Source organism: Gemmiger sp. (genome assembly GCF_036306485.1).
GTDB lineage: Bacteria > Bacillota > Clostridia > Oscillospirales > Ruminococcaceae > Gemmiger.
In genome coordinates this window covers 105494-118091 of record NZ_JAXJZK010000029.1, presented here as the reverse complement: position 1 = coordinate 118091, position 12598 = coordinate 105494, and the positions used below count along the sequence as shown (strand labels likewise).

11 protein-coding genes and 1 riboswitch are annotated in these 12598 nt (G+C 64.2%); of the genes, 9 read left to right on the top strand and 2 right to left on the bottom strand.

The window, feature by feature from the left end:
- Positions 1 to 105: 105 nt before the first annotated feature.
- A complete protein-coding gene (locus tag U0L91_RS06280; protein WP_330045343.1) occupies positions 106 to 1119 on the bottom strand; it encodes an aldo/keto reductase in 1014 nt (337 codons plus the stop codon).
- 151 nt (positions 1120 to 1270) lie between these two features.
- On the opposite strand from U0L91_RS06280, the gene proC reads away from it, so the two are divergent.
- The 3 genes from proC to U0L91_RS06265 are packed head-to-tail and all read left to right on the top strand — an operon-like array spanning position 1271 to position 4138.
- Positions 1271 to 2071: a pyrroline-5-carboxylate reductase gene (proC, locus tag U0L91_RS06275; protein ID WP_330045342.1), complete on the top strand. Its 801-nt coding sequence runs from the start codon at positions 1271 to 1273 to the stop codon at positions 2069 to 2071.
- A gap of 1 nt (position 2072) precedes the next feature.
- A complete protein-coding gene (gene proB, locus U0L91_RS06270; protein ID WP_330045341.1) occupies positions 2073 to 2849 on the top strand; it encodes a glutamate 5-kinase in 777 nt (258 codons plus the stop codon).
- Positions 2846 to 4138, top strand: coding sequence for a glutamate-5-semialdehyde dehydrogenase (locus U0L91_RS06265; RefSeq protein WP_330045340.1), 1293 nt, complete (start codon positions 2846 to 2848; stop codon positions 4136 to 4138). Before proB ends, U0L91_RS06265 begins: the two co-directional genes overlap by 4 nt.
- Positions 4139 to 4186: 48 nt before the next feature.
- Here the strand turns inward: U0L91_RS06265 and U0L91_RS06260 are convergent, their stop codons facing one another.
- Positions 4187 to 5149, bottom strand: a complete 963-nt coding sequence (locus U0L91_RS06260; protein WP_330045339.1) for a PspC-like choline-binding domain-containing protein — start codon at positions 5147 to 5149, stop codon at positions 4187 to 4189.
- Positions 5150 to 5284: 135 nt separating this feature from the next.
- Between U0L91_RS06260 and U0L91_RS06255 the strand changes: the two genes are divergently transcribed.
- The 6 genes from U0L91_RS06255 (at position 5285) to nagA (ending at position 12575) form a co-directional block, all read left to right on the top strand.
- On the top strand, positions 5285 to 7024 hold the full coding sequence (locus tag U0L91_RS06255) for a hypothetical protein (RefSeq protein WP_330045338.1): 1740 nt from the start codon (positions 5285 to 5287) through the stop codon (positions 7022 to 7024).
- A 32-nt stretch (positions 7025 to 7056) separates the two neighbouring features.
- A riboswitch (TPP riboswitch) is annotated at positions 7057 to 7175 on the top strand.
- A gap of 67 nt (positions 7176 to 7242) precedes the next feature.
- The gene (locus tag U0L91_RS06250; RefSeq protein ID WP_330045337.1) at positions 7243 to 7878 is read left to right on the top strand and encodes an energy-coupled thiamine transporter ThiT; all 636 of its coding nucleotides are present in this window, start codon (positions 7243 to 7245) and stop codon (positions 7876 to 7878) included.
- A 123-nt stretch (positions 7879 to 8001) separates the two neighbouring features.
- Positions 8002 to 8697: a DNA alkylation repair protein gene (locus U0L91_RS06245; RefSeq protein ID WP_330045336.1), complete on the top strand. Its 696-nt coding sequence runs from the start codon at positions 8002 to 8004 to the stop codon at positions 8695 to 8697.
- 265 nt (positions 8698 to 8962) lie between these two features.
- Positions 8963 to 10447, top strand: a complete 1485-nt coding sequence (locus U0L91_RS06240; protein ID WP_330045335.1) for a PTS transporter subunit EIIC — start codon at positions 8963 to 8965, stop codon at positions 10445 to 10447.
- Positions 10448 to 10675: 228 nt separating this feature from the next.
- Positions 10676 to 11407, top strand: coding sequence for a glucosamine-6-phosphate deaminase (nagB, locus tag U0L91_RS06235; RefSeq protein ID WP_330045334.1), 732 nt, complete (start codon positions 10676 to 10678; stop codon positions 11405 to 11407).
- Between the two features lie 31 nt (positions 11408 to 11438).
- On the top strand, positions 11439 to 12575 hold the full coding sequence (gene nagA, locus U0L91_RS06230; RefSeq protein WP_330045333.1) for an N-acetylglucosamine-6-phosphate deacetylase: 1137 nt from the start codon (positions 11439 to 11441) through the stop codon (positions 12573 to 12575).
- Positions 12576 to 12598: the final 23 nt, after the last annotated feature.

Below are 12598 nucleotides of genomic sequence, written 5' to 3'. Positions count from 1 at the left end.
ATTATACACAGTGCGGCCGCAAAACACAAGAGCCGGACAGGACAAAAAATCCCCGCCGGACAAGCAAAAACCGCTTGCGGGCGGGGCGATGGACCACAAAACAGATCACTCGCCGAAATCGGCGGCAACCTGGCGCAGCATCTGCCGGATGGGCAGGTTGTAGGGGCAGCGGGTCTCGCAGGAGCCGCAGGAGATGCAGGCCCCGGCCTTGACCTTGAGGGTATTGTACCGTTCATGGGCCCAGTCGGCCAGGCCGTAGCGGTTCAGATACCCGTGGAACAGGAAGCAGCTGGGGATCTGGATGCCCACCGTGCAGGGCGCGCAGTAATTGCAGCGGCGGCAGAACTGGGTGCCCAGCTCGTCGCGGACCTTCTGGCAGGCTGCCTCCTCGTCGGGGGTCAGCGGGCCGGTCTCGGCGCTGCCGGCCACGTTGGCCTCGAGTTCCCGGGGGTCCGCCATGCCGGGGATGGCCACCGTCACGTTCGGGTTGGACAGCACATACCGCAGCGCCAGACGCCCGTCCTCGATCGCGCCGCCGGCGAGCGGCTTCATCGCGATGAAGGCCTTTCCCGATGCCGTGCAGCGCGCCATCAGGTCGGCGCCCTGCTGCTCCACAATGTTATACGGGAACATGACGGTCTCGATCTCCTCGACCTCCAGGGCCCGCTCAAACGTCGCGGCCAGATGCGCCGTGACGCCGATATGGCCCACAATTCCCTGCCGTTTGGCGTCCAGCAGGGCCTCGAGGGCGCCGCCGGGGGCCAGGATGGTCTCAAAGTCCGCCGGGGACGGGTTGTGGAACTGGTACAGTTCAATATGGTCGGTGCGCAGGTTTTTCAGACTCGCGGCCAGTTCTTCCCGCATCTGGTCGGCCGTCAGGGCCCGGCATTTCGTTGCCAGGATGAAGGCATCCCGCAGCCCGGTCTCCTCGAGCGCCTGGCCGATCCACGCTTCGCTGACCGTGTAGCCGCGCGCCGTATCAATATAGTTGATGCCCGCCTCATGTGCCGCGCGCAGCAGATCGCGGGTTCCCGCCTCGTCGATGCGCTGGATCGGAATGCCCCCGAATCCCAGACGGGATACCCGGAGTCCGGTACGGCCAAAATCCACATATTGCATACTCTGTTCCCCCTGCGGCGGAAATCGCCGGTTTTTTTGGCTTCATTATAGCAGTTCAGGCAGAATTTGTCACGGAATTTCCGTATTTTTATTGACTTTGCCCCCGCGGTGCGATACCATTAACCTAATTACAAGACAGGGGGAAGTTTTCATGCGTTTTGGGTTTATCGGCTGCGGCAATATGGGCAGTGCGGTAGCGCGCGCCGTCTGCCGCGGCGTCGGAGCGGAGAACGTCCTGCTGGCCAACCGCACCGCCGCCAAGGCGGAGGCACTGGCCGCGGAACTGGGCAGCCGCACGGCGTCCAACAATGAGATTGCCGCCGAATGTGATTATATGTTTCTCTGCGTCAAACCGCAGATGATGGCCCCGATGCTGGCCGGCATTGCGCCGGTCCTGGCACGCCGCAGCGGACGGTTTGTGCTGGTCACGATGGCAGCCGGGCTGAGCATGGCCCGGGTCCGGGCGCTGGCCGGCGGGGAATACCCGATCATCCGTATTATGCCCAACACCCCCGCTGCGCTGGGCGCGGGCATGATCCAATACTGCGCCGACGGCGTGGACGACGACCGGATGTTTGCCTTCCTGAGCGCGATGGCCCCGGCCGGACGGCTGGATGCCCTGCCCGAAGAACTGATTGATGCGGCATCCTGCGTTTCGGGCTGCGGTCCGGCGTGGGTGTATCAGTTCATCGAGGCGCTGGCCGACGGCGGCGTGGCCGCGGGTCTGCCCCGTTCCAAGGCGCAGGACTATGCGGCCCAGATGGTGCTGGGCAGCGCCAAGATGGTGCTGGAGAGCGGCAAGCATCCCGGCGAGCTGAAGGACGCGGTCTGCAGTCCCGGCGGCTCGACGATCCAGGGCGTCCGCGTGCTGGAGGAGCGCGCCTTCCGCGGCGCCGTGACCGACGCGGTGCTGGCGGCCTTTGCCAAGACCAAAGAGATGGGAAAAGACTGAGATGCGTATTGTAGTAAAGATCGGCACCAGCACGCTGGCCCATCCGGGGGGACGGCTGAACATCCGTCACATCGAATCGCTGGTCAAGGTATGGAGCGACATCAAGAACGCCGGCCATGAACTGATCATTGTCTCGTCGGGCGCGACCGGCCTGGGCGCCGGCAAACTGCAGATTGCACGGCCGCGGGACATCACGACCAAACAGGCGGCCGCCGCGGTGGGGCAGTGCGAGCTGATGTACACCTACGACAAGCTGTTTTCGGAATACAGCCACACCGTGGCCCAGATCCTGGTGACCTGGGAGGACTTTGACCATGAACTGCGCCGCCGCAACCTGCAGAACACCCTGATGCGGCTGCTGGAGCTGGGCGCGGTGCCGATCATCAACGAGAACGATACCGTGGCCACCGAGGAATACTCGGTGGGCGACAACGATACCCTGAGTGCGCTGGTGGCCCAGTGCGTCCATGCCGATCTGCTGGTACTGCTCAGCGACATTGACGGCCTGTACACCGCCGACCCGCACACCCACCCCGACGCCACGCTGATTCACCGCGTGGAGCGCATCACGCCCGAGATTGAAGCCCTGGCGGGCGGTGCCGGCAGTGCCCTGGGCACCGGCGGCATGACCACCAAGGTGGTGGCGGCCCGGCTGGCCAACGCCGAGGGCGTGGACATGGTGATCGCCAACGGGTCCCATGCGGAGCTGCTCTATGACATTGTGGACGGCAAGGATGTCGGCACGAAGTTTCTCGGCAGAAAGGAGACCAACCGATGACCACCCATGAAATCCTGCTCGATGCCCAGACCGCCCGGCTGCCGCTGGCACTGGCCGGAACCGACACCAAGAACGCCGCGCTGGAGGCCATGGCCGTGGCGCTGGTGGAAGCGACGGACACCATCCTGGAAGCCAACCGCCGGGACCTGGACGCCGCCCGCGGCCGGACCAGCGATGTCATGCTGGACCGTCTGGCCCTGACCCCCACCCGCCTGACCGACATGGCCAAGGGCATCCGGGAGGTCGCGGCCCTGCCCGACCCGGTGGGCGCCGTGCTGCACAAGATCGTGCGGCCCAACGGCCTGCTGATCGAAAAGACTTCGGTGCCTATGGGCGTCATTGCGATCATCTATGAGAGCCGTCCCAACGTGACCTCCGATGCGGCGGCGCTGGCCATCAAGGCCGGCAGTGCCTGCGTGCTGCGCTGCGGCCGGGATGCCTGGTCGAGTTGCCATGCCATTGTCGAAGCGCTGCGCACCGGACTGGAGCGGGCGGGTCTGCCCGCGGCATCGCTGCATCTGATTGAGGATACCAGCCACGATTCGGCCAACGAGCTGATGACCGCCGACGGGCTGGTGGACCTGCTGATCCCGCGGGGCGGCGCCGGGCTGATCCGGGCCTGCGTGCAGAACGCCACGGTGCCCTGCATCCAGACCGGAACCGGCATCTGCCACGTCTATGTGGACCGCGCGGCGGACCCCGAGATGGCCCTGCGCATCGTCGAGAATGCCAAGACCAGCCGGCCCAGCGTCTGCAATGCCGAGGAGGTCTGTCTGGTACACCGCGACATTGCCCCGGTCTTTCTGCCGATGCTGCGTAAGGCCCTGGTGGAGGACCGCGCCGCGGCCGGCATGACGCCGGTGGAGCTGCGCCTGGACCCCGCCGCCGCAGCGATCATTGCCGGCACCCCGGCCGGCGAGGCGGATTTTGACACGGAATTCCTGGATTATATCCTGGCGGTCGGTGTGGTGGATGACCTGGACCAGGCCATCGCCCACATTGCCGCCCACTCGACCCACCACAGCGAGGCGATCGTCACCGAGGACGAGGACGCCGCGGCGCGCTTTACTGCCTGTGTAGACAGCGCGGCCGTCTATGTGAACGCCTCGACCCGCTTTACCGACGGCGGAGAGTTCGGCCTGGGCTGTGAGATGGGCATCAGCACCCAGAAGCTCCACGCCCGCGGCCCGATGGGCCTTGCCGAACTTTGCAGCTACAAGTATGTGATTCACGGCAGCGGACAGATCCGCGGCGGCGCTTCGGCGCGGCTGCAGACCCCCTGCCGCTGAGACCGTAAAAAACGGCCGGACGCATGTCCGGCCGTTTTGCTTTGCGGCTCAGCCAAAAAGATTCTGGCAGATGCCGGTGATGGGATCAAAGTAGAAATTGCGGAAGCCGATCTTCTGCCAGCCCTTGGCCATGGCCCCGGTGATGGGGTCATAGTAATAGAGCCGCAGGCCCGACAGATACCAGCCCTTGATCATCTTGCCCTGGGCGTCATAGCGCACCCATTTGCCGGTTCCGTCGGCAGATTCGATGTACACTTCCTTGCCTGCCGCCCGTGCGCCGCCGCGGTTGTTGTCCAGCCAGTACCAGGCGTCGGAGGCCGGGTCATAGATTTCCTTGCCGCGGTAGGCGGGGTTGTACAGATCGCAGCCCTGCCGCACACCCTTCTCGTACCAGAACACGCCGTAGCTGCCCTCGTACTCGCCGGCGCGCCAGATCATGTCAAAGGCCGTGCCGTCGGTGTGGAAGCCGCAGACCTGCCCGTCCACCAGCACGATGCCGCGGTCCATCAGGCCGTTCTCGCTGCCGAAATGGTACAGCTCACCGTCCACGGTCTGCCAGCCCTTGATCATGGCGCCGTAGACCTCGTCAAAATAGCTCGTGCCGTTCGGATTGGTGGACCAGCCCTTGACCATCTTGCCGTCCAGCCCGTAGCGGCACCACTTGCCGGTGCCGTCCTCCCGGTCGGCGTAGGGGCCGGCGTCGGATTCCTGATAGACATCCTGATCGACGGCCATCGCCCCGCCCTGCGCGGCGTCCAGCCAGTACCAGCCGTCCGTCTCGGGGTCATAGATCTCCTTGCCCCGGCCCTCGGTTCCCTGTCGCACACCGTTCTCGTACCAGTACCGGTGCAGGCCCTCGGTGACCCAGCCGGTGTAGTCCTCCGCGACGGCGGCGGTTTCGGGGGTGGCGGCGGTCTCGGGCGTGGCCTCCTCGGCCCGGGCGGGCAGCAGCGTCATGCCGACGGCCAGCAGCAGCGCCGCGGCGCCGCACAACCCTTTGAACTGCTTCAATCTGAACACTTCCTTTGCGATTTGCCTTCTATTATACCGCGGGCACAACACGGTGCGCAACCTTTTTTCGCCCTTGCGTTGGCCGCCGTGCATGGTATAATGGTTCGTACCATTCCAGAAAGGAGGGATCCTGCCATGCGTCCCGATGTGGCGGACTTTTACGACGGCCTTCTCTTTGACGCCTACCGGCTGCTGGGTGCGCATCCGGCAGGACCGGGGCGCGGCTGGCTGTTCACGGTCTGGGCGCCCCACGCCCGGCGCGTCCAGGTCCTGGGGGACTGGAACGGCTGGGACCTGTACCATGCCGCCGAGCTGGCTTTCTGCGAGGACGGTCTGTGGCGGGGCCGGGTTCCCGAAGCCCGCAGCGGGCAGCTCTACAAATACAATCTGCAGGGCCCGGACGGCCGCTGGCATCTGCGTCCCGACCCCTACGCCTTTGACGCCGAGCCGCTGCCCGGCACGGCCAGCCGGCTGTTCCGGCCGCAGGCCGACTTCACGGCTCCCGCCAGGCGGGGCGTGGGGCCGGATGACCCCATCCGGATCTATGAGATGCACGCGACAAGCTGGCGGCGTCACTGGGACGGCCGGTACTACACGGGCTCCGAGCTGGCCCGGGACCTGGTCCCCTATCTGCAGGCCCACGCCTTCACCCATGTGGAGCTGATGCCGCTGGCCGAATATCCCTTTGACGGCAGCTGGGGGTACCAGGGCTGCGGATACTTCTGCCCCACCCGACGGCTGGGCGGCTTTGCGGGGCTGACGGCCCTGGTCGAGGCGCTGCACCGCGCGGGCATCGGGGTGCTGATGGACTTTGTGCCCGTCCATTTTGCCGCCGACGAGGGACGGCTGGCCCGGTTTGACGGTGCGCCGCTCTATGAGTCCGGGCCCAGCGACTGGGGCAGCCTGAATTTTGATCTCTCCTGCGGGCCGGTGCGGAGTTTTCTGCTGAGTTCCGCGGCCTTCTGGCTGCAGGTCTGCGGCTGCGACGGGCTGCGGGTGGATGCAATCGGCAATGCGCTGTACCACTGCGGCAACGGATGGCAGGCGGCGGAGTTTTTCAAGACTCTCACGGCGGGGCTGCATGCGCGGTTCCCCGGCGTGATGCTGGTCGCCGAGGACACCGCCGGCGCCATGAACGCCACGGCCACGACGCGGGACGGCGGGCTGGGCTTTGACTATGTCTGGGACATCGGCTGGACACGGGGGACGCTGGCGTATCTGGCTGCCCCCTTTGACCGGCGTCCGCAGATGTTTGACCGCTGGCTGTCCGTTCTGGAAATGCCCCCGCACACCCGCGGGATGAACGCGCTGAGCCACGACGACAACGCCCCCGGCACCGGGGCGATCTACGAGCAGCTGTTCGGCAGCGAGGAGCAGAAGCTGGCCCAGCTGCGGCTGCTGTTGCTGCTGCAGGCCGCACGGCCCGGCAAGACACTGCTGTTCAGCGGCACCGAGTTTGCCCAGCCCCATGCCTTTCATCCGGGGCGGGAACCGGACTGGGCGGCGGCCGCCGCGGCGCCGCGGCGGGACCTGGACGCCTTCTGTGCGGCGCTGAACCGGTTTGCGGGGGATCACCCGGCGCTGTTCTGCGGGGAGTACCGCCCCGGGGCGCTCTGCCGGGCCGGGCAGGATGCCGGGTGCGGGGTATTCGGCTTTGTGCGCCGGGGCGAGGGGGAGACGCTGCTCTGCGCCTTCAACACCGGCGCGGGGACGGTGTCGGGCTTTTCGTTTGTGGTCGGCGGCAGCGGTCAGGCCCTGCCCCGGTTTGCGGCGGGGCCGCTCGGCGATGCACCGGTCCCGGTGCGGGAAGGTCGGGTCCGGCTGGACCTGCCCGGGCTGAGCGGCGGCATCTGGGAAATCCGCGGAACCCCTTGACAAATTCCGGTTCGGCGCTATACTGAGAGCGGACATAAGAACAGGGGCGCTGGGGGGCATCCCCGGCTGAGACCGAAGTAACTGCTGCTTTGGGTACCCTTTAACCTGATCCGGGTAATGCCGGCGTAGGAAGCGGACTGTCAGAAGTATTGGGTGTGCCTGCTTGCCTGCGGGTGCACCTGTTTTTGTGTATCTACATTGTACAAGGAGTCTTCTGTATGTCCGAACCGAATTCTCGTTCCAAAGCGTCCTCGCGGACCCTCGTCATGGTGGAGTGCGCGCTGCTGATTGCGCTTTCCACCGTACTGAGCCTGCTGCAGATTCCCCTGATGCCTCACGGCGGCTCGGTGACCCTCTTCAGCATGCTGCCCATTCTGCTGGCCAGTTACCGCAACGGTCCCGCCTGGGGCATGTTCACGGCGTTCATCAACAGCCTGATCCAGTTTGCGCTGGGCATTGACAACCTGGCCTACTGCCAGACGCTGCGCGCCCAGATCGGCTGCGTGCTGCTGGACTATCTGCTTGCCTTCTCGGTGCTGGGGCTCGCCTGCCTCATCGCACGGCCTTTCCGCAACCGGACCGCCGGCATTGCGGTCAGCTCGGTGGCGGTCTGCGCGCTGCGGTATCTGTGCAGTGTGCTGTCCGGCTACCTGGTCTGGAAGGATTATGACTACGCCTTTGAATGGATGACCCAGATCGGCTTCCCCGGCATCTCGGCGATGAGCGAGGACCCCCTGTGCTGGCTGTACAGCATCGTCTACAACATCACCTACATGCTGCCCGAAACCATCCTGACCACCGTCGCCGCCGTCCTGATCTTCCGCAAGGCGCCGCGGCTCTTCTCCCGTTCCTGAACCTTTTTCTCCGGCCGGTCCCTGCGGGGGCCGGCTTTTCTTGTTTCCTTATAAAGAAGGGTTGCGCGCCGGGCCGCACAGAGGGTATGATGGAAGAAACCCCGTCCGGGAAGGAGGAACCCCATGACACGCGAAGAAATTCTGGCCCGCCTCGAACAGGAGGCCGACCCCGCCTATGCCCGGTTTTCCGCCGGGCTGATTCCCGACTGTCCGCCCATGCTGGGGGTGCGTCTGCCCATCCTGCGCCGGATAGCAGCCGGACTGGCCCGGGACCCCTCCGGGCCTCTGGCCGTGGTGGCGCTTCTGGAGGGGGAGACCTTTGAACTGGCCATGCTGCACGGCATGGTGCTGGGATATGCAGCGCTGCCCGACGAAGAGCGGCGGGATGCGCTGGAACGGTGGCTGCCCCGCGCAGACAACTGGAGCCTGTGCGATTCGCCCGCCGCCGGGTTCCGGTTTGTGCGGCGCAGCCCGGCATTCTGGCAGCCCTGGCTGCGCAACCTGGCCGGCTGCGACCGGGAATTTGCGGCGCGGTTCGGGCTGGTGTGCCTGATGGATCATTGTGCCGACACGCCCGAGGGCCGGCGGCTGGTGCTGGATGTCTGCCGCGAGGTCCGCTGCCCGGCGCTGTACACCCGCCTGGGCGTGGCCTGGGCCGTGAGCACCGTGGCGGTCAGAGAACCCGCGCTGGGACTGGACTTCCTGGCCCGGGACACCCTTGACGCCTTTACCCACAACAAGGCGATCCAGAAAATCCGGGAGAGCCGCCGCGCCTCCCCGGCCCTGCGCGAGGCCGCCGCCGCATTAAAACGAGGCTAAGAATCGAAATTTCGTCCTACGTTACAATCATTCTGCAAAAATATTTCTTTAACAAACCGCAACTTCCCTAATGTTTTGGAAAATAGTCGCCAGTTTTTTTGACAATATTTCGTCAATGTGCCGATTCAGCGAAAAAGCCTTTCTTTTTTGTGGCGAATATGTTACAATACTTTTAACAGATTGTAAGGCTGCGCGAACCAGAGCGGCCTGCAATCCCGGAATCGTACCCTGCGGTTCCGGATCTGTAACTTAGGAGGAATTCATTATGATGAAATGGCTGCAAAAGCTCGGCAAAGCATTGATGCTTCCTGTTGCCGCGCTTCCCGTCTGCGGTATTCTCATGGGTCTGGGCTACGCACTGGCTCCGGCTGCCATGGGTGCCGATGGCGCCTCGACCGGCCTGGCTTACACGGTCGGTTTTATCCTGATCAAGGCCGGTGGCGCCCTGATCGACAATATGGCCTGGCTGTTTGCTGTCGGCGCGGCTGTCGGTATGGCCGACGACCATGACGGCACCGCCGGTCTGGCAGGTCTGGTCAGCTACCTGATGATGACCACCCTGCTCTCCCCCGCCGTTGTCGGTGCCGTCCGCGCCGGCTTCGGTTCCGAGCTGGTCGAGAACAGCGTCGATTACGTCGCGTTCTCCAAGATCGCCGGCAACGCCTTCATCGGCATCCTGGCTGCGATCGTCGGCTCTGCCTGCTACAACAAGTTCAAGGGCACCAAGCTGCCTGACTTCCTGGCGTTCTTCAGCGGCAAGCGCTGCGTCGCCATCGTCACCGGTCTGGTCTCCATCCTGGTCTCCGTCATCCTGCTGTTCCTGTGGCCCATCATCTTCAACGCCCTGTTCCTGCTGGGCGAGGGCATCGTCAGCCTGGGCGGCTTCGGCGCTGGTCTGTACGCCTTCTTCAACCGCCTGCTGATCCCCACCGGTCTGCATCACGCCCTGAACAACGTGTTCTGGTTTGACACCATCGGCATCGGCGACCTGACCCACTACTGGGCCGGCGACACCTCCGCCGATGTGGGCTGGAGCCTCGGTATGTACATGTCCGGCTTCTTCCCCTGCATGATGGGTGGTATCCCCGGCGCTGCGCTGGCCATGGTCCACACCGCCAAGAACAAGAAGGCCGCCATCGGTCTGGTTCTCTCCGCCGCCATCTGCGCTTTCATCTGCGGCGTTACCGAGCCGTTTGAGTTCGGCTTCATGTTCCTGTGCTTCCCGCTGTACGTTGTCTACGCCCTGCTGTACGGCATCTTCACCGTCATCACCTACTACGTTGGTTTCCGTGCCGGCTTCCTGTTCTCTGCCGGTGCCACCGACCTGTTCTTCTCCTACACCCTGCCGGCTCATGCCAAGACCATCATGATCATTCCTCTGGCTATCGCCGCGTTCGTCGTGTTCTACGTTGTCTTCCGCTTTGCCATCACCAAGTTCAACCTGGTCACCCCGGGCCGTGAGCCGGAAGATACCGAAGCTGCCGAGTCCAAGATCAAGCTGGCCAACAACAACTTCACCGAAGTTGCTTCCGGCGTTCTGGCTGCTGTGGGCGGCAAGGAAAACGTCACCAATGTCGATTACTGCGCGACCCGTCTTCGCTTTGAAGTGAAGGACAGCAGCGTTGTCAACGAGAAGGCCGTCAAGGCAGCCGGTGCCGCCGGTGTCATCCGTCCTTCCAAGAACGCCTGCCAGGTCGTCATCGGCACCCAGGTCCAGTTCGTCTACGATGAGCTGAAGAAGATGCTGTAAGACAGCTTCTCATCCGCACTGTGGGTCTGGTTCTCCCTGTGCATCCGCCGCAGGCGGGCCGCTGGCCCGCCTACGGCTTTTTCTTTGCCGCGCGCACGGAGCAAAGGAAGTATTTTTGACTGATTCATGTGTTTTTTTGCTGTTTCTTAACAATTCCGGTATAGTATCGCCCCGCCGGATATGCTATACTGAAGTTGGTCCAACCAATATAAAAAGGAGTGCGTATTTATGAAGATCATCCGCGCAAAAGACTATTACGATATGTCGCGCAAGGCGGCAAACATCATCTCGGCGCAGGTCATCATGAAACCCAACTGCGTGCTGGGCCTGGCCACGGGCGGCACCCCCGTGGGCACCTACAAACAGCTGGTGGAATGGTACAACAAAGGGGACCTGGACTTCAGCGAAGTCACGACGGTCAACCTCGACGAGTACCGCGGCCTGCCCCGTGAGCATCCCGAAAGCTACTGGTCCTTTATGCACAAGAACCTGTTCGATCTGGTGAACATCCGCCCCGAGGCCATCCATCTGCCGGACGGCACCAACATGGATGCCGCGGCCGAGTGCGCCCACTATGACGAGGTCATCCGCAGCCTGGGCGGCGTTGATCTGCAGCTGCTGGGCATCGGCCACGACGGCCACATCGGCTTCAACGAGCCGGGCGCCGCCTTTGAGCTGGGCACCCACTGCGTCAGCCTGACCCAGGAGACCATCGAAGCCAACAAGCGGTTCTTTGACAACGATGTGAACCAGGTTCCCAAGCAGGCCTACACCATGGGCATCAAGACGATCATGCAGGCCCGCAAGGTCCTGATGGTCGCCAACGGTGCCGGCAAGGCCGCCATCATCAAGAAGGCGTTCTTCGGCCCCGTAACGCCGGCCGTGCCCGCCTCCATCCTGCAGATGCACCCGGACTTCACGCTGGTCCTGGATGCCGAAGCCGCTGCCGAGCTGGACTGAACAGCCCCGCCCGAGGTTTGAGGGAATAGCCATGATTATCAAAAATGCCAAAATCTATACGCCGGACCACACCTTCCGCACCGGGGACCTCGTGATCCGGGACGGCCGCATTGTGCCGGCTGCCGCGGCGCTGCCCGATGAGGAAGTGCTGGACGCCAACGGCGCCTACGCGCTGCCGGGCCTGGTGGATATTCATTTCCACGGCGCTGTCGGCCACGATTTCTGCGATGCCGACGAGGCCGGTCTGCAGGCAATCGCCGACTTTGAGGCCAGCAAGGGTGTTCTGGCCATCTGCCCCGCCACGATGACCTTCAGCGAGGAGATCCTCAACGGCATCATGGACACGGCCGCCGCCCACCGCAACGGGCGCGGTGCCGATCTGGTGGGCATCAATATGGAAGGCCCCTACATCAGTCCCCGCAAGATCGGGGCGCAGAATCCCAAGTACGTCCAGGGCGCCGACGCCGCGATGTTCCGCCGTCTGCAGGCACGCAGCGGCGGGCTGATCAAGCTGGTGGATGTGGCGCCCGAGGAGCCGGGCAATCTGGACTTCATCCGCGACTGCGCCGGCGAGGTCCGCATCTCCATCGCCCACACCTGCACCGACTACGACACCGCCAAGGCCGCCTTTGCGGCCGGTGCCAGCCACATGACCCACCTGTACAACGCCATGCCGGGCATCACGCACCGCGCCCCCGGGCCCATCATCGCGGCGCTTGAGGATCACGCGGAGGTCGAGCTGATCACCGACGGCGTGCACATTCATCCCGCCATGGTGCGGTTCACCTTCAACACCTTCGGCGATGACCGGGTCATCCTGATTGCCGACAGCATGATGGCCTGCGGTCTGCCCGACGGTGCATACAGTCTGGGCGGCCAGGCCGTGACGGTGCGCGGACCGCGTGCCACGCTGACCGAGCACCCCGACACCATCGCCGGCAGCGCCACCTGCCTGTATGACTGCATGCGCCGCGCCGTCCGGGAGATGGGGGTGCCGCTGGAGAGCGCCGTCCGCGCCGCCAGCGAGAACCCTGCCCGGAGCATCGGCATCGACGCCGATTACGGTTCTCTGGCCGAGGGCCGCTACGGCAATGTCATTCTGGCCGACGAGGATCTGAACATTCTGACCGTTGTGCAGAAGGGCCGGATTCTCAGCGACAACCGCTGATCGGGTTTTTCTTCCCCGGGCCG